The sequence below is a fragment of the Defluviitalea raffinosedens genome (genome assembly GCF_016908775.1).
GTDB classification, from domain to species: Bacteria; Bacillota; Clostridia; order Lachnospirales; family Defluviitaleaceae; genus Defluviitalea; species Defluviitalea raffinosedens.
In genome coordinates this window covers 36,074-52,663 of the sequence record NZ_JAFBEP010000012.1, presented here as the reverse complement: position 1 = coordinate 52,663, position 16,590 = coordinate 36,074, and the positions used below count along the sequence as shown (strand labels likewise).

General features: G+C 34.9%; 18 protein-coding genes. 4 read left to right on the top strand and 14 right to left on the bottom strand.

The features are described 5' to 3' along the window. Window positions 1-8: 8 nt before the first annotated feature. The 8 genes from JOD07_RS09715 to JOD07_RS09680 all read right to left on the bottom strand — a co-directional run bounded on the left by JOD07_RS09715 (window position 9) and on the right by JOD07_RS09680 (window position 6,697). On the bottom strand, window positions 9-407 hold the full coding sequence (locus JOD07_RS09715) for a PulJ/GspJ family protein (RefSeq protein ID WP_158740854.1): 399 nt from the start codon (window positions 405-407) through the stop codon (window positions 9-11). 10 nt (window positions 408-417) lie between these two features. Then, window positions 418-843 (bottom strand): type IV pilus modification PilV family protein, encoded by a 426-nt coding sequence (locus JOD07_RS09710; RefSeq protein WP_158740855.1) that lies wholly within the window; start codon window positions 841-843, stop codon window positions 418-420. A gap of 45 nt (window positions 844-888) precedes the next feature. Further along, window positions 889-1,584 carry a hypothetical protein gene (locus JOD07_RS09705; RefSeq protein ID WP_158740857.1) on the bottom strand — a complete coding sequence of 232 codons (696 nt, stop codon included), beginning with the start codon at window positions 1,582-1,584 and terminating at the stop codon, window positions 889-891. Then, on the bottom strand, window positions 1,571-2,137 hold the full coding sequence (locus tag JOD07_RS09700) for a PilN domain-containing protein (protein ID WP_158740859.1): 567 nt from the start codon (window positions 2,135-2,137) through the stop codon (window positions 1,571-1,573). Before JOD07_RS09700 ends, JOD07_RS09705 begins: the two co-directional genes overlap by 14 nt. Beyond that, entirely contained in the window at window positions 2,137-3,195 is a 1,059-nt protein-coding gene (pilM, locus tag JOD07_RS09695) for a type IV pilus assembly protein PilM (protein WP_158740860.1), read from the bottom strand. Before pilM ends, JOD07_RS09700 begins: the two co-directional genes overlap by 1 nt. Before the next feature lie 67 nt (window positions 3,196-3,262). Next, window positions 3,263-3,697 (bottom strand): prepilin-type N-terminal cleavage/methylation domain-containing protein, encoded by a 435-nt coding sequence (locus JOD07_RS15685; protein ID WP_158740862.1) that lies wholly within the window; start codon window positions 3,695-3,697, stop codon window positions 3,263-3,265. Window positions 3,698-3,810: 113 nt separating this feature from the next. Continuing rightward, window positions 3,811-5,019, bottom strand: coding sequence for a type II secretion system F family protein (locus JOD07_RS09685; RefSeq protein WP_158740863.1), 1,209 nt, complete (start codon window positions 5,017-5,019; stop codon window positions 3,811-3,813). A gap of 13 nt (window positions 5,020-5,032) precedes the next feature. Further along, entirely contained in the window at window positions 5,033-6,697 is a 1,665-nt protein-coding gene (locus JOD07_RS09680; RefSeq protein ID WP_201800594.1) for a GspE/PulE family protein, read from the bottom strand. A gap of 314 nt (window positions 6,698-7,011) precedes the next feature. Between JOD07_RS09680 and JOD07_RS09675 the strand changes: the two genes are divergently transcribed. Next, complete coding sequence (locus tag JOD07_RS09675; protein WP_158741012.1) at window positions 7,012-7,611, top strand: cupin domain-containing protein; 600 nt, start codon at window positions 7,012-7,014, stop codon at window positions 7,609-7,611. Window positions 7,612-7,639: 28 nt separating this feature from the next. Here JOD07_RS09675 and JOD07_RS09670 read toward each other — a convergent pair whose 3' ends face one another. From JOD07_RS09670 to JOD07_RS09645, 6 genes are all read right to left on the bottom strand, one after another. Then, window positions 7,640-8,497, bottom strand: coding sequence for a metallophosphoesterase (locus tag JOD07_RS09670; RefSeq protein WP_158740865.1), 858 nt, complete (start codon window positions 8,495-8,497; stop codon window positions 7,640-7,642). A 307-nt stretch (window positions 8,498-8,804) separates the two neighbouring features. Beyond that, window positions 8,805-9,545, bottom strand: a complete 741-nt coding sequence (locus JOD07_RS09665) for an MBL fold metallo-hydrolase (protein ID WP_158740867.1) — start codon at window positions 9,543-9,545, stop codon at window positions 8,805-8,807. Between the two features lie 7 nt (window positions 9,546-9,552). Then, window positions 9,553-10,764 (bottom strand): MFS transporter, encoded by a 1,212-nt coding sequence (locus tag JOD07_RS09660; protein WP_158740869.1) that lies wholly within the window; start codon window positions 10,762-10,764, stop codon window positions 9,553-9,555. Further along, window positions 10,755-11,771 (bottom strand): ROK family protein, encoded by a 1,017-nt coding sequence (locus tag JOD07_RS09655; protein WP_158740870.1) that lies wholly within the window; start codon window positions 11,769-11,771, stop codon window positions 10,755-10,757. The genes JOD07_RS09660 and JOD07_RS09655 overlap by 10 nt, the downstream gene beginning before the upstream one ends. 355 nt (window positions 11,772-12,126) lie before the next feature. After that, window positions 12,127-13,206 (bottom strand): hypothetical protein, encoded by a 1,080-nt coding sequence (locus tag JOD07_RS09650; protein WP_158740872.1) that lies wholly within the window; start codon window positions 13,204-13,206, stop codon window positions 12,127-12,129. Window positions 13,207-13,327: 121 nt separating this feature from the next. Beyond that, the gene (locus JOD07_RS09645; RefSeq protein WP_158740873.1) at window positions 13,328-13,510 is read right to left on the bottom strand and encodes a DUF6472 family protein; all 183 of its coding nucleotides are present in this window, start codon (window positions 13,508-13,510) and stop codon (window positions 13,328-13,330) included. A gap of 277 nt (window positions 13,511-13,787) precedes the next feature. On the opposite strand from JOD07_RS09645, the gene JOD07_RS09640 reads away from it, so the two are divergent. From JOD07_RS09640 to JOD07_RS09630, 3 genes are read left to right on the top strand one after another with little or no spacing between them, the layout of a single operon-like run. Then, window positions 13,788-13,940 carry a hypothetical protein gene (locus JOD07_RS09640; protein WP_158740875.1) on the top strand — a complete coding sequence of 51 codons (153 nt, stop codon included), beginning with the start codon at window positions 13,788-13,790 and terminating at the stop codon, window positions 13,938-13,940. Beyond that, a complete protein-coding gene (locus JOD07_RS09635; RefSeq protein WP_204613738.1) occupies window positions 13,937-15,880 on the top strand; it encodes a hypothetical protein in 1,944 nt (647 codons plus the stop codon). Before JOD07_RS09640 ends, JOD07_RS09635 begins: the two co-directional genes overlap by 4 nt. Then, window positions 15,862-16,539, top strand: a complete 678-nt coding sequence (locus JOD07_RS09630; protein WP_204613736.1) for an S-Ena type endospore appendage — start codon at window positions 15,862-15,864, stop codon at window positions 16,537-16,539. The genes JOD07_RS09635 and JOD07_RS09630 overlap by 19 nt, the downstream gene beginning before the upstream one ends. The last annotated feature ends 51 nt before the right edge of the window (window positions 16,540-16,590 follow it).

Below are 16,590 nucleotides of genomic sequence, written 5' to 3'. Positions count from 1 at the left end.
AAGCTCCTTTATCTTAGGTAAATGGTTGATTCCACTTCTTCTTCCCCAATTCCTTTAATTACAATTTCTATTTTTGAACTTACTTTATTAATCTCAAATGCCTCTATGTTATAAAACACCGGCGTACTGTTTTTCATAATGGCTTGATTCTCTAGTTTATATATGTCTTTTTCATTTAAAATAAGCATTCCGCTTTCTACCTTTACCTGATCTGCTTTTCTGATTTCTTTCGTCAAATAGTGGATTGCATTGCTTATATTCATTAGATCATTGGTTTCTGTTGTTTGCTGTTTAAAAGTTTTGCTGCCAAGCAATAAAACCGATAAAGTTATAGAGATAATGACTGAAAAAATTGCTAAAGAGATAATTAGTTCTATTAGAGTAACTCCCTGTTCATTATTGATCATTGTAAAACACCTATTCCGCCCAGATTAATAAAGTTTCCATTTTAGCCCTTAAAATACTGTCTTCGTAAACATTCACGATCGCATCGATCAGATTACCCCATTCTTTAAGAGAAATGGTCACATATTTCTCCTCCACAGTCTTACCAAATAAATTTTCAGAAAGTGAAAGTCTTTCAAAACCTTTTTCTGTTCGAAGTCTGTCAAGCCCGGATTCGAAATCAACGGTTTTACTTAGTCCATAAATCATTTCCATATGATTTCTGGCAATATAGGTTGCATCAAAAGATTCTTTTGATCTTTTACTGCTCTTGGCGGAAAACACAAATAACCCTAAAACTGCTGTGAGAATCATAGAAATTAAGGATAGGGATACCAACACTTCTATTAAGGTAAAACCTTGGTTTAAAGAAAACTTAAATCTAAAAAAAGAAATCACTTCTTTTTCACCTTCTTTATTACCAGAAGAAGTTTTCTAATACTTTTAACTTACAGGACGGGTAGAAGTATTATTCTCTTCTTCTGCTATATGTGGCATGCTATATACGTCAATAACTGCATTGCCAACATACATTTCTTTTTGATTTGTAGAATTGAATGCAATATGATTAAGTATCAATTGATATCTATTATTGTTAATTTGATGAATAAAATTTTTTATATTACTATAAGTTCCAGTAAAGCTCAATGTGATACTCATATATTTGACTTGCTCGTTTTGATCAGAATTAATTTGAGTAGTTTCTTTTACTTCCTCTGTAGGATGGTTAAAAGAAAGCGCCAAATTCTCCAGTACACTGACTGTACCATTCACCTCAGGCCGTGGCATAACGACCGTATATGTCGGACTTGAAAAGTTCATGCTGCTTACCTGAATACCCGAGCCTTCGATGATTTTTTGCATATCTGAAATGATTTCGGACTGCAACATGTCCGGATAATACCGATTGGTTATCGATATTGTATGCTGTACAGCTTGTGCATAATCCTCATATAGTTTATTTTCAGGTATTGCTTTAAGCTGATATTCCTGAACCACTTTCTGGGCAAGATCCACCTCTTCTTTCAGCGCCCTCATTTTACTTTTATTTGGTGAATAAATGTAGTGACCATATCCATACCCTATCAATAAGACAAGTAATATACTGATTAGGATGATTTCTCGTCTACTGAGCTTCATTAATTCTCACATCCTTAATAAGGCACGTAACAGAAAAAGTCGTTGTATTTTCACTACGATTGATTACACTCACATGAACCTTATCAAATCTTTCATTGTTTCTCATGTTTCTTTCAAGCTCTGCTATGTCCTTCATAGAAGTTCCACTGCCTTGAATGGACAGTTCAAACATATCTAATGATAGCGATGTAATATTGACATTGGCAGGAAAACATCTTTCAAGAGTATTGAAAATATCGATATCTATAACATCTGTGGATTGAATGAGACGATCAACATTGGTGATGATTTCACCGTATTCAGTGAGAATCTCGTATTTTCTGACGGTTTCATTGTATTGCTGAACATTGGGATTCTTTTCAAATGTATCTATTTCACTTTCCAATAAAGACAACTTTTTTTTCAACTTATTGGAGTAAAAAAAAGAAAAAATCTGTAAAATGAGCATACTTCCTACTAAGACTAATAAAACAGTCACAATTCCTAAGCGCATTCGAGCCATTTTTCTGGATTCTCGTATGTAGGGTGCAAAAAAGTTATACTCTTTATTCATCATGGTATCATCCTGCTTCTTATGCAGCCTGACAAGGCATTGGCATAGTCTGTATATAAGTCCTTTATGTCTGTTTCTGGCTTATTGATTTTCATTTTAATGAGATTTGTACTGACAACATCATAAACAGAGCTTGTAGAAATCCCGGTCTTTAATGAAATATATTCAGAAATACCAGGGATTTTTGAGCTTCCTCCATATAACCATATTTTATGGATTGCTTGTCCTTCATTGGTCTTTGTAAAGTATAAAATAATTTTATTAATCTCTTCAATCCATTCATCCACATGTTTTCTCGTGATACTTTCAATAGTATTATCTTCTCTGCTCTCTAAATTAATTCGAGCACTATCTTTTTTCCTTTGCTCTGCTTCAGATATGGAAAGGTGATAAAATGCTGCAATTTCCTCGCTGATATCTTTACCTCCTAAATCAATTCTTCTTTTATATCTGTATCTGCATTGATCATAAATCATAGCATCTATGGAACTATGCCCCATATCAAGAAGTAAAAAAATAATATTTTTACTTCCTTCACATTGTTTTTTGAATAGATTGATCACTGAATCATGTTTTACATTTAATATATGAGGTTCTAAATTTAGCATTTTTGACAATTTAAAATAGCTCTCCACCATATGCTTGGGAACAGCAGAAACCAGTATCTTCAATCGATTGATACCTTCTTCAACGAATTTATGTATAACTTTAAACTGCAATATATAATAGTCAACAGGATTAGGCAGATTATGTTCCATTTCATAATGAATCATGGATGAGAGTTCATGTTTTTTGATTGCAGGAGCTTCTATTTCCCGGGATAATATGTAAGAGCTCTCGATAATATATGAGATGTAAGAAGCTTTTATATTATGTTGCTTCACCTTATCTTTAAGATAATTCGCTAAAGTTTCGATATCATATAACATTCCATCTTCATAAACTGTTAAAGGTGTTTGAATGCTGCATAAATTCGTAGCAGTAAAGATTTTGCCGAAGCTTTTTCCCTCAACGATTCTAATATTCTGAGAACCTATATCTAATGTAATATTCCTCACTTATAATCACCTTTCATAATTTTCACCCTCTTTTCCTGTATTCAGAAAAGAGGGTGAATGATCAAGCTTATTCGCTAACATCAGTTAATGGATAGAATGTTTCGCCACCGGCAGTAATACTGATCGTACCATTCGTATTAACATTAATTGTAAAATCTTCAGCTGCGACAGATTGAGGCTTAGGAATCGATTCAAGATATTTCGGTACCAAGATGGTACTTAAATCACTGGCAGCAACTGAACTCCCCTCATAACCTACAAAACCAGTTGCTGTACCATTACTTTGGTTAAGTTTTAAATCTCCTTCTGCCAATGCCAAACTCACCGCATTACCTATAATGCTGGCATTATTGCGGTCTGTACTTGTTCTGGCTCTCTCTTGATACCCCACAAGTCTTGGTACTGCAATAACAGCCAATACTGCTAATATTGCTATAACAACGATTAATTCAATTAAGCTAAAACCCTGTGTACTTTTCAAATATTTTTTGATCTTTTTCATATCTACCTTCCTCAAAATTTTTAATTCATTGCAGTATTATTATGTCCTATTTTGATAAAATTACGCTTTTATCATTAAATTGCTGGTATAAATATCTTAAAAATACTTATGGGTTACGAAATTGTCTGACCAAGTTCAAACATCGGTAACACCATAGCAATGACAATAGAACCAATTAACACTGCCATAACAACGATCATTAAAGGTTCCAAAGCTGTTATAAGACTTTTAATCGCAGACTCCACCTCTGAATCATAAAAATCTACTAGTTGTGCTAAAATATCATCCAAAGTCCCGGAATACTCCCCTATCCTGATCGTTGAGATAACCAGAGGGGGGAAAAAGTTTATTCTCTGTAATGCTGAGGCTAACTCTGCTCCTTTTCTCATCTCTTCACTGGCAAGGATCAATCCATCCTCAACAATTTTATTCCTTACAACTTTAGAAACAACTTCCATCGCTTCAATTAAGGAAATACCACTGGAAAGCAAAATGGATAAAGTACTCGCAAACCTGGAGGACACAATTTTTTCTATTGCTTTGTTCACAATGGGTATTTTCATTTTTATGGTATCTAAAACAAATCTTCCTCTGTTCGTCCTGGAAAAAATCCTGAATAAACTAAAAAGCAATAAAATAAATGCTAAAAGTACGTACCAATATCTTATAACAAAATTACTAATCCTGATTAAGACTTTTGTGGGTCCAGGTAATTCTACACCTGAAGTTTCAAACATAGTTACAAAAGAAGGCATTACAAAAGTCAGCAGAAAAAGCATCACAAGAACAGAAGCAATTCCTAAAATAACTGGATAAATCATAGCATTTTTGATTTGATCCTGTATCTTGCTTTCTTTCTCATAATGAAGAGCCATTTGATCCATAATGATATCAAGATTTCCACTGACTTCTCCGACTTCCGTCATATGAATCAGTAGCTGTGGAAAGATGTTTTCATATTTTTTCATGCTTTGGGATAATTCCTGGCCCTTTTGAACATCTATATACATACCCTCAAGTGCTTCTCTTAATTTCTTATTTTCTATTTGCTTTCTTAAAATGTCCAAACCGCTTGCTATGGTTACACCGGCATGGATCATAAAGTAAAATTGGCGGCAAAAATTAGATAGATCCTTTGCTTTTACTTTTTCAAACGATAAAGAGTTCTTTAAAATATCCTTGTCTAACTGCTTAAAAATCTTAATGGGGATATACCCTTTTTCTTTAAGTAAAGCGATTACTTCTGATTCATTATTGGCATCCTGAATACCTTCCAGCCTTTTTCCTGTTTGGGATATTGCTTGATATTTAAATTGAGGCATTTCTTTCAAACTCCTAGTCTAAAGAATATGAAATTCTTATAAATTCTTCGACAGTGGTAATACCTTCTATTACGAGCTTTTTGCAATTCTCACTTAAAGTAGTCATTCCGTTTTTAATCGCAGCATCCTTTATCTCATCTTCAATCGCATTTTTATTTATTAATTTCCTGATTTCTTGATCTACATACATGATTTCATGGATTGCCGTTCTTCCTCTGTAGCCTGTGTTTTTACAGTAGTTGCATCCTTCTCCTTTGTAAAGGATTTTTAATTCCTTGATCTTTAGGATATTCAATTCATTTTCACTCGGTTCATAGGCAATTTTACAGTGATGGCAGATTTTTTTCACAAGCCTTTGGGAAATTACCCCTATTAAAGCAGATGATAAAAGATAGGGTTCCACCCCCATATCCAATAACCGTATGATCGTTGAAGCAGTGTCTTTGGTGTGCAGCGTACTTAATACCAAATGACCAGTAATAGCGGCTCTTATTGCTATCTGTGAAGTCTCCGCATCACGGATCTCACCAATCATAATAATGTCCGGATCTTGCCTTAAGATGGAGCGAAGTACATGAGCAAAGGTCAGGCCAATTTTGGGATTGACCGATGTCTGATTTAATCCAAAAATTTTATATTCTACCGGATCTTCAACGGTTACGATATTTTTATGTTCATCATTAAGCTCTGAAAGTAAAGTATAAAGAGTTGTCGTTTTTCCGCTTCCTGTAGGACCAGTAACCAGCAGAATACCATCAGGATTTCTAATCAAATAATCAATACGTTGACTATCCTCGTTTGTAAATCCTAAATTATCCCTTCCTTTTATGAAGTTATTTCTATCCAGTAATCGAATCACGATTTTTTCACCATAAACCGTAGGATATATGGATATTCTAAGGTCGATTTCCCGGTTATTTGCTTTAATCTCTATCCGCCCATCTTGTGGAAGTCTTTTTTCTGCGATATTCATTTTACCAAGAATCTTGATCCTTGCCACAACAGCTTGATGCGCATTGATATCCAATCTCATAGCTTCCTGCAATTCACCATCAATTCTAAGGCGAACTCTAAGGAACTCTTCGAAAGGTTCAATATGAATGTCACTGGCACGACTGATAATTGCTTGTTTAATAATTGAATTCACAATACGGACAATAGGTGCCATTTCAACATCTGAAATTTCAGCTTCGATTTCTTCTTCTAATTCCCCCTGTTGTCTTCTAAAATCTTCCATTGCTTGTTTCGCAGACTGTTTTCCATAATATCTTTCTATGGCTACCTGTATACTTTTTTTGGTTGCAATATATGGCTTTATTCCACGTCCTGTTGTGATTTTTAAATCATCAATTCCATAGAAATTTAAAGGATCTTCCATAGCAACATGTAAAATCTTATCTTCTTCTTTAAAAGGAAAAACCATATGTCTTCTGGCCAAATCTTCACTAATAAGCTGCGGAACCTTCGGATTAATCCATTCTTCCTCCAGATTAACCCTTGGAATTCCTAGCTGAATTTCAAGGGTTTTTAATAAATCTTCCTCAGTAACATACCCCAATTCGATCAGTACTTCACCTAACTTCTTATTGGTTTCACTGCGTTCTTTCAATGCTTCGTCCAACTGTTTTTTAGTAATCAATCCACTGTTAACTAAAATATCTCCCAAACGCTGATTCATAATGTCACCAACTCGTATGCACTGAAATATTTCTAGTTAGTTTAAATCAAATATGGCTGATCTATACATGGATATCAAAAACAGAAATTTGGTCACAAGAAAAAATTTTACTTATGAAACTCTTGCACCGAGTGCAGTCAGTAAAACCGACAAATTTCTACTTAAACACTATATTCTTTACCCATCGAAATAACTTTCTTTACCCGAGTCATAAAACTGCTCAGAGAAATATCTGATTTTTACCAATAATTTCATCACTTTCTTAATATTGTAATACATATAATATTACAAAACTTATGAAAGGGATGAATCATATGTATTCCGGATATCAATCCTATCCATATCAGAACTACATGAATTCACAAATGTATATGCATACACATTATTCGTATCCTTACTACAATCAGCAACCGATGTATCATCCAGTCTATCCGAATCCTCACACTCCTTCTCATGTTCCTTTTACTCCTCAGATACGACCTGCTAAATTTATTGATTTAAGAGATCACGGCCCTAAACCCTTTGTAGTAAACATTGAAGAAGCAGCAGAGCAAAATAATGCCTTCCGTACTGCCCTCTGGACAGGAGAACATTTGCAAGTTACTTTGATGTGTATTGGTGTGGGAGAAGATATCGGTTTAGAAGTCCATCCATATCTTGATCAATTTATTCGCATTGAGTCGGGGCAAGGTATTGTCAGAATGGGCGACCGAAAAGATCAACTGAATTTTGAAGCCAGAGTGTATGAAGATTATGCTTTCATCATACCTGCTGGGAAATGGCATAACCTCATCAATACCGGTCCTACACCCATTAAATTGTACTCCATTTATGCGCCTCCTCAACACCCCCATGGCACAGTGCACAGAACAAAAGCTGATGCAGAAGCTGCCGAAGTGCATCATGCTTACTAAAAATTGCCGACATAAAACAAGTATCCCTTTAGCGCTTTAAAGTAACGACTACTAATTCTGGGCGATTAAAAATTCGGAGGGGGAAAAGACTATTGCCTAATCCTCTGCTTACAACCATGGATGTCACTCCATTGGTATAGATCCCCTCCGTGTATTTTGGAAAAAACCCTTGATTGGGCGCAATCAGTCCTCCAATAAAGGGGATTCTTATTTGTCCCCCATGGGCATGCCCACTAAAAACTAAATCCACTTTCATATCTTCATATACAGGATATACCTCCGGTCTATGAGAAAGAAGAATGTTAAATTCTGTATCTACATTTCTATATAGATCCTCAAGACTATTTCGGACATATGCACTGCTATCCTCCTGAAGATAAGAACGCTCAGTTTGATAAATTGCCGGATCAGCTATGCCCATCAATCCTATCTTGTCTCCATTTTGATCTAGCAATACAAATGAGTTATCCATAATATTTACATTCCATTCATTTAATTTTTCTTTTAATTCATCAAACCTTTTAGACAATTGCTCATGATTGCCTGAAACATAGTATATAGGAGCTGTTTGAGCGATCTCTTCAATGAATTGTATTGCAACATCCACTTTCGTATTTCGTCTGTCGATCAAATCCCCCGTAATAAAAATCACATCAGGCTTAATTTCCTTTATTTTCTTTGATAATCTCCCATGGAAATCTTTATTGTGTAAATCAGAAACCTGGACAATGATAAACCCTTCAAAACTTTCGGGTATTTTGTGATTGGTATATTGATAGTGGGTTATAACGATTCCATTATTTTGCCATATAAAAAAGGCGCCTAATAATGCAACTGCTGCTGCAATTGAGTAAATCTTCCTGAACTTTTTCGGATTTCCTTTCATAACAAGCCTCACTTTCCTAAAAACAACTTTTTTATATGTTATTTTAATGCTATTACAATATTAGTCTACTTGCTTTTCTCTTGCAATCTTTGCACTAAAAAAGGACATCTATCCATGGATAAATGTCCTAGTCATTATTATTAAGTTCTCCCTTTTCTATAAACTCAGTAAGTTGCTGTGCTGCTTTTTTAAAATTTGAAAATCTTTGCTTCCAACGTATATCAATATTCATATATTTCATCAGCCTATTTCAAATATTGGACATTTTTGATTGTGCCATATTTAATACTCTGCAGAGCATTGGATACTATTTTTGCTCCAGCATATTTAAGGTCTTTAGATTTTGATCATGTATTTTTCTTTCATACTCCGACTGAAAACTAAACTGTCTGCCATGAGATAAGCCTTGTAAATAGTCGATTGTCTTATGAATATCCTCTTCTTGCAAATCCAGGGTATGGCCTGCAACAATTTTTTTAGGCTGATATGTAAGATAATGCTTTAATGTATGGATGTATGTTGCAACATCATCATGTTCCACGTAAATAATAGGTTTTTCCAGGTTGTCACCGACGTACAAAATCCTCTCGTTATGATCAAAAATCGAGATACTGTCTGCAGTATGGCCGGGACTATAAAATAATTCAATCCCTTCTTCATGGAAAATCAATTTATCTTTGAAAGTCACATTAGGCAAACATTTTTCCACACTGCCTTCGATATATTGATGATTGCTTTCCATCTGCTTTTCCCATTGTTCCTCCAGGACTTTCCTGCATAATTCATGACTTATAATATCATACCCTTTGAAACTAATATTCCCCCAAACATGATCCCAATGAAAATGGGTGTTAATTACTATAACCTCTTTGTCATTAAGATGGGTATTGATTCTGCTCTGTATGGGTTCCATAAACTTTGAACCACAAAAAGTGTCAATAACAAAAACTTTTGACAATGTTTCAATCACAAAAACATTTGTAACATACTCCTTTAAACTGTCATAAACATAGGCAACCGAATTAGAAGCAATAACTTGACTGTTCATGAATACATCACCTGATCTCCAATACTTTTTTTCCATCTATCTGTTTATTTAGCGTTTTTACTGCTATCACCATAATTATTAAAATAATTCCTGCATAAAAAGGCATGAATGAATACCCTATATAATTTGCCAAAATACCAAACAGAGGCGGCATAAAGGTACTGCCCACATAAGCACATGCCATTTGAACCCCCATAATCGACTGGGAATATTCTTCTCCGAAATTAACCGGTGTTTCATGGAGCAAACTGGGGTAAATAGGTGCACAACCTATTCCAGACATAACTAAACCTATTCCCGAAAGGACCTGTCCCAATGGCAGTATAAGCATCACAATCCCTATACCAAGCAGTGTTTCTCCCAAATAAACCATCTGACGGTTATTCATTTTCAATGTAACAAAACCTGATAAAAATCTTCCAAAAGTAATACCGAAATAGAAAAAGGATGCCCACTTTGCTGCTGTTTCTGCCGATACTCCATGGGCTATGGTTACAAAACTGCTTCCCCATAAACCAAGGGTTGCTTCTATAGAACAGTAGCAAAAAAATGCAAGCAGTGCCTGTTTCGCTCCCGGCAGCCTTAAAAGCTCATTTTTACTGATCACTTTTTGAATCTGTGTCTTTTGATTGGATTCATTGATATAAATTTCTTCATTATAGGTTGACGAAGCCTTTTTCCATAAAGGCAAGGTAACAATAAGCACTATGGCTAAGGATAGCTGAATCATTGCAACTGTACGATAGCCCATCTGAAAAATAATACCCCGTTCAAGAAAATAGGACATAATAATTGGGCCAGTCATCGCTCCAACTCCCCAAAAGCAATGGAGCCAGCTCATGTGTTTTGCTTTATAATGAAGAGCTACAAAATTATTAAGGGCTGCATCTATGGAACCTGCTCCTAGCCCTAAAGGAATTGCAAACAAGCAAAGTTCAAAAAACACATCACTGATTGAAAATCCAAGCAATGCCAATGCTGTCATAAATACGCTTATAACAGTAACCAGACCGGTTCCAAATTTTCTGATCAACCTATCACTCCATAAGCTGGATACAATAGTTCCTCCGGCTATAATCATTGAAACAATACCTGCATAGGAAATCGGCACCCCCATATTGGGATATATGGACGGCCATGCCGAACCTAAAAGTGAATCCGGCAGCCCTAAACTGATAAATGCCAGATAAATTATGATTAATAAAACTGTTAATACCATTCAACTTTCCCCTCTCTCTTTTGCAGTTCTCTGAATGCAATTTGAATCATTCCTGTCTCAAAATCCTTTTTTATACTTTTTTCAAATTGAATACACGGTAAAAAGTTACCTTTTAGAAGGTATTGAATGTGAAGCATGAGTTTTTCCAAAATCTCTTCTGTTAAAAAGTCTCCATAAAATACAATACGTTCCGGTGCCAATACACAACTGTATATTGCTACGATTTGGCTAAGCATAAATACAACCTCTTGGGAATGATCATAATTCACTTCATTCCATGAAGGCCTTAAAGGGAGCCAACTAACTTCTCCGGCAAAATTCTTGTAACCCTTATATATTTCCTTATTTATAACAATGCCAGCCCCCGGTCCATAGATCCTAGGATAGTAGATTCCAACCACAGTTTGCACTGTTTGACTGTCCTGCCTTGTATAATATCCATAAACAGCAGCATTAATGTCATTTTCATAAATCACCGGTACTCCATATTTGGATTGATAATAAGATAAAAACTTGTCTCCGATAATACCGGAGTAATCATTTACATAAATCACTCCATTCTCCTCTGCTCCCGGAAGACCAAATACTATAACACAGATATTTTCATGTGCTTTAAAAGCATATTCTATCCACTGATCAAAACTGTCAATAACTACATCCGAAAAGTAATCTGTTTTCCGTTCGATACACTCTCCAAATGCATTAATAATCAACAAATGAATCAAATTTTTCCTATTGTGTTCATATCCATAAATAATCAATGCTTTTCTGTAATTACCATTATAAACATATTGCCTTGAAGGCCTGCCTCCATTGGAAGGTACTTCCTCCCCCTCTATGACTTCACCAGACAGAACCATTTCATTGATCAGAGAATTCACAGTAACTACACTTAAATGAGTTAATGCTGCTAATTCCGGTTTGGTAGCTTTTTTGCGTGATTTTAAGGCCTGTCTCAGAAGATTCTTATTAATCTCTTTCATTTGAGTCCGGTTAGCCTTTAACATGTTAGCCACCCCCTTTTATATCTTCGCACGGGTATAATATTTATAAAGATAATTAAGTCTACTTTATTAAGTAACTTTATTAAGTATACGCAAAATCTCAAATATTGTCAACACCCTGAATTTCTGAAACTGTCTCTTAGTTTTTGTAGCAAAAATGTAATATTAATTGTGTTGACAGTTGAATTTACTTTTTATATCATTGAATAGTCTAATATTATAATCTATAGTTTATGCTTTATGCATTTCAGGGCATTTTTTGCCCTAATTTTTATGCGTTCATTTCAATTTGCAATCCTGTATGCAATAAGCACATCGCTAAGTTTTCAATATGCTTAACGATGTGCTCTTAACTTTTTTAAATCGTCCATTGATTATGAATGATGCCTACTAATCGATAACTTCCTTCGTATTTCTCAAAAACTAATCTGAGGCTTTTCCAATCCAACCCTTCATATTCAGGATTAAAACCAGGAAAATAATATTCCACCACCATTGGATCATCATACACTTCAAACTGATTTTCTAACATATTTCCAGAACTTAAAATCTCATTATATCCTACTTCAGGGGCATTCATAAAATCTTCTGAGTATATAAATTGCTCATAATATTCACTGGGAGTAAGCTTGATTTCCTCTCCGCTCCCGTCATAATATCCCCATAAATAGACGTTTGGATTGTCAAAGAAACTTTTCATTTCTTCTTTGCCAAACACCACATCATTTTCTAAGGATACATGGGTATAGGGAGTAAATCGAACACCTTTTTCCGGATGAACATACTCAGAGATTGCTTGTCCATCTTTTTTACTTATGGCATAAATCACTTGATCTGCAATCTCTTTAATTTTTTGGTCAGCAATCTCATCATTTTCACGGACAGTATTTTCTTCAACCATTCTTTGTTCAACTTTTCTGCTGCTCATTTTCCAGGTATTGTCCAAATATTTGAATCTAATCGTTAGCTTATAAGGTCCAAGCAGCATATCTTCTGCCTCTTGAACAAGCTCATACGTATGTTCATCCAGTTTATTCAATTCAAAAGGAAAGTCCTCTGCAATCATAGCAGGGCCACCTTTAGGTATAATATACAATTTGCCATTTTTCTCTTCGTACAAACTGTCTACAAAACTTTCTGCAAGTTTTCTGTCTGCTACCTCCGATACATAGTTCATCAAATCTTCTTTGCTATGAAAATCAATAATTTCATAAGTATTTTCATCCATTTCTAAATGAAGAACCCTGTTAAAAAATTCTTTTTCGATTGCAAGAGCTTGTTCTTTAGTAAGTTCATTAAGTTCTTCCTGCCCTACCTCTTCAGAAGCCTTCGAAACATCTTGTGGTGTTTCAGTTGGCTCTTTTTTATTGGTACAGCCTGTAAAAACAACAATCAAAAACAATATCCCCAGGAAAATACTATTCTTTTTTAAATACATCCAATACCTCCTCTGGTCACTATAAGTTAATGTTTCTCTTTAAAACCGTATATAAGCAAATAAATTTATTTCTTGGTCAATAGACGAAAAAAGCAAATATGTAGTTCTACAGCAAATAGAACTACATCTGTTTTCTTACAATTTTGTATTCATCATTAAAATGAAAATACGGACAATCATGAAAAGAGTTGGTCAAAAACTTACTCATTTCATCTTCATCCAAATTAACATCACATTGATAGCAATTCCAGTCTTCATCATAAATATAGTTTATGCAATACTCACAATTGGTTGTACCTTTCATATATGTTGTCCTCCCTACCTGCACTATAAACACATTCATCGCGTCTTACATTATTCTACAAATCTTTAGCCTCTAGCTCTCTTCTGTATCGTTTTGCCTTTCTCTTTTAGTATACTTTCAACACAGAGAACTTTCAACTAACTCCCTAAATCCCTATGAAGCTTTCAGCTTAATACAGAGTTATATTTATGTTCACCAAAATTTTAATAAATATGTCCAATTTAACAGTATTCGACATATATTGATAGTAGAAAGAATGATAGAGAGGTGAGGTATTATGGCACTGCAATTTCCAACATCAGAAATGCGCAAAAAAATTTGCACTCCAAAGCCAACAAGATGTGACGGAGATTATACAGAATCTGTAAACATGAATGAAATCGTAACTTATGGAAATCAACAAAACCTGTCAAAGGAACCTTTTATTTGAATTTGTCTAATGAAGAAACGCCAGAAGGTGCAGTTGCACTCTTCAGTATTAAACAAGCTGATGGAACCATTATTTCACGGACTGTTAAACGGGGAGCCGCCTACGCTCTTACAGTAGATCAAGCCTTAGAAGCAACTGTACAAGTCCAAAATGGACTACCGGATCAAACTGCCGAAGTTATATTTATGTATTGCGATCAGAACCTCATAAAAGCAAAAGAAGGAAATTGTTGTCCTCCACCCCTTGTATGTGACGACTTTTCAGAGAGTTTATACATTGGGGAAGCGCAGCTCTTTCTTACATGGGAATCTTTATTCCCCGTCAAAGGGACCTTACTGTTTAATTTCATTGCTTCATTTGATCCGACAGATAATCCATCCGCTACGATCAAAGTAGAACGCTTTAAAAAACCTACTGTTGTAAGAAATGTTCCTCTTAAAGTAAGCGATTCGGACAATTCTGATATACCTTTTGTATTAGCTGTTGATGACATTAGGAAAGTAACCGTCACTGCTTCAGAAATAGCCCCATTCATTTCAAGATTAATCTTTAACTTATGCCATCAGGAAAAAAGTGCTGCTACATGTTGTGACGAGCCCTTAAAATGCGAAAACAGCCTTCCCTACTATCAACCAGCAGTACCCAGTCAAAATATAAAAATATGGGAATCTTTTATCCCTGTAAAAGGAACATTTTCCATCGCCAACGAGTATGATGGGACATTAACATTAAATATAGATTTTTTCAACGAAAAAACATTTGAAAGAATTTTAGGGCCTGGAGAAGGCTTTGCAATTACAGCTAAAGAGGTAAAAGCAATCACCATAAGATTAACTCCGTTGTCTACACAATTCGGATATTTTTATTTTCAATATTGTATCCAGGATATCCCTCTGCAAAAAACATGCAAAGCTTCATGCTGTCCAAAGCCTCTGCATTGTTATTTTGATTTTCAATCCTATAATCATCCTATGGATGAGGTTTTGCCCTTATGTATTTCTAAAATTCCAGTAGATGGAGAAATACAATTTTGGATAGAGGGACTTCCACAGCAAAGAACAAAAGTAATCATCAAGCGTTTTGGAAAACCAGACATTGTAAAAACGATTCAAGGATCAAAAATATTTGCTGTAAGAACTACGGATTTGGAAGGAGTATTTGTCCAGTTGAGTAATGGTACCCCTGAAAATTCTATTAGCATAGTACTCTGCATACAGGATCAAGTACCCCTTAACCATGTTTGCTGTCCTGAACCCGTAAAATGTGAATTTTATAGTACTTACTTCTTTATACCCGACTTGGAATATCCTTTGAACAAAAATATTGCCTTATGGGAATCTACAGAACCAGTAAAAGGAACATTTTCGATATTCAATGATTCCCAGGACGGTGTAGAGATGACTGTAAAAATGAGCTATAAGAATGGATGCTTCAGCACACGTACTCTAAAATCCGAAGAAGGGTTTATAATAACTGATGAAGGCATTATATCAGTAAGTGTAAGATTTCCCAGTGAAAATCCTGAAGCAAACAGAGATTTAATCTTTGAATCGTGCACACAAAATATTTTAGACCCATGTAAAAAAGATCATTGCTGCCCACAGCCGCTTTTATGCCAAGATATAATTACAGAGACCTATGATATCAGAAGAAATCAAAACTATTTATTGTGGCATACAGAATTTCCTGCAGAAGCAATAATGCTTTTTTACCTGTTTGACGGTGAATCTGCAACGATTATTATCGAACGATACAATAAAAGTACAATCACAGAAACAATTCTTATGGATAAACCTATAACATTGGCAATAGATCATATCAAAAATGTATTTGTAAAAGTAAACTCTGAATCTATGACAGGATCTGTTGCCATGGAACTTTGTATGCAGGAAGAATTACCGTTGAAAGGAGATGAAAATCAATGGCCCTGCAAGTATTAACAGGTAAACCGAAATTATGCTGCCCTGCTCCATTAGAATGTATGGAATATTTTTATATATATGAGAGCGGCACAATATGGAAAAGCTATATTCCGATAAAGGGAGCATTTATCTTTAATGGAAGCTTTAATCCAGCTGCTGTCACAATTAGGTTTCTCCTATTTAACGGAAAAGTAGTTACTCGAATTTTACAGCCTGGCCAATCCTTTGCATTTACCGGAGATAATGTCAGAAAAATTGAAGTTTCCGTCGCAAATGGTCCTGCAGACCTTTACTTTGAGCTTTGTACCCAAACACTTACAGATATAAATTGCAAACAAAAAAATCCATGTTGTCCTGACTCTTTACAATGCACCTTTTTTTCATCTTATTGGAATATACCAATAAATGAAGACTTTCTTCTATGGCAATCAACAGTTCCTGTAACTGGATCTTTTGAAATTAATCCATCACAACTTTTACCACAAGAAGTTGAAATTAATGTAATCATTAAGCGATTTAACCAACCTGATGTGGTAGAGACTATTACATCAACCACTGTCATTCGTTCAGAAAATATGAAAGCTCTGCTGGTTAATATATCGAATCTGGAAAATCCCGCTGTATTATCTGTTTCAGCTTGTTTAAGAGATCAGGTTAATAAAAAATCTAAATCATAACCACCCATCAAATGAAGTGAACCCCTTTTGTTAGACAAAACAAAGTCTACT

Bases quoted from the DNA above. Each gene is read 5' to 3' on its own strand.
- JOD07_RS09715 (WP_158740854.1), bottom strand. From the start codon at position 407: ATGATCAATAATGAACAGGGAGTTACTCTAATAGAACTAATTATCTCT.
- JOD07_RS09705 (WP_158740857.1), bottom strand. From the start codon at position 1,584: ATGAAGCTCAGTAGACGAGAAATCATCCTAATCAGTATATTACTTGTC.
- JOD07_RS09700 (WP_158740859.1), bottom strand. From the start codon at position 2,137: ATGAATAAAGAGTATAACTTTTTTGCACCCTACATACGAGAATCCAGA.
- JOD07_RS15685 (WP_158740862.1), bottom strand. From the start codon at position 3,697: ATGAAAAAGATCAAAAAATATTTGAAAAGTACACAGGGTTTTAGCTTA.
- JOD07_RS09685 (WP_158740863.1), bottom strand. From the start codon at position 5,019: ATGCCTCAATTTAAATATCAAGCAATATCCCAAACAGGAAAAAGGCTG.
- JOD07_RS09680 (WP_201800594.1), bottom strand. From the start codon at position 6,697: ATGAATCAGCGTTTGGGAGATATTTTAGTTAACAGTGGATTGATTACT.
- JOD07_RS09675 (WP_158741012.1), top strand. From the start codon at position 7,012: ATGTATTCCGGATATCAATCCTATCCATATCAGAACTACATGAATTCA.
- JOD07_RS09670 (WP_158740865.1), bottom strand. From the start codon at position 8,497: ATGAAAGGAAATCCGAAAAAGTTCAGGAAGATTTACTCAATTGCAGCA.
- JOD07_RS09665 (WP_158740867.1), bottom strand. From the start codon at position 9,545: ATGAACAGTCAAGTTATTGCTTCTAATTCGGTTGCCTATGTTTATGAC.
- JOD07_RS09660 (WP_158740869.1), bottom strand. From the start codon at position 10,764: ATGGTATTAACAGTTTTATTAATCATAATTTATCTGGCATTTATCAGT.
- JOD07_RS09655 (WP_158740870.1), bottom strand. From the start codon at position 11,771: ATGTTAAAGGCTAACCGGACTCAAATGAAAGAGATTAATAAGAATCTT.
- JOD07_RS09650 (WP_158740872.1), bottom strand. From the start codon at position 13,206: ATGTATTTAAAAAAGAATAGTATTTTCCTGGGGATATTGTTTTTGATT.
- JOD07_RS09645 (WP_158740873.1), bottom strand. From the start codon at position 13,510: ATGAAAGGTACAACCAATTGTGAGTATTGCATAAACTATATTTATGAT.
- JOD07_RS09640 (WP_158740875.1), top strand. From the start codon at position 13,788: ATGGCACTGCAATTTCCAACATCAGAAATGCGCAAAAAAATTTGCACT.
- JOD07_RS09630 (WP_204613736.1), top strand. From the start codon at position 15,862: ATGGCCCTGCAAGTATTAACAGGTAAACCGAAATTATGCTGCCCTGCT.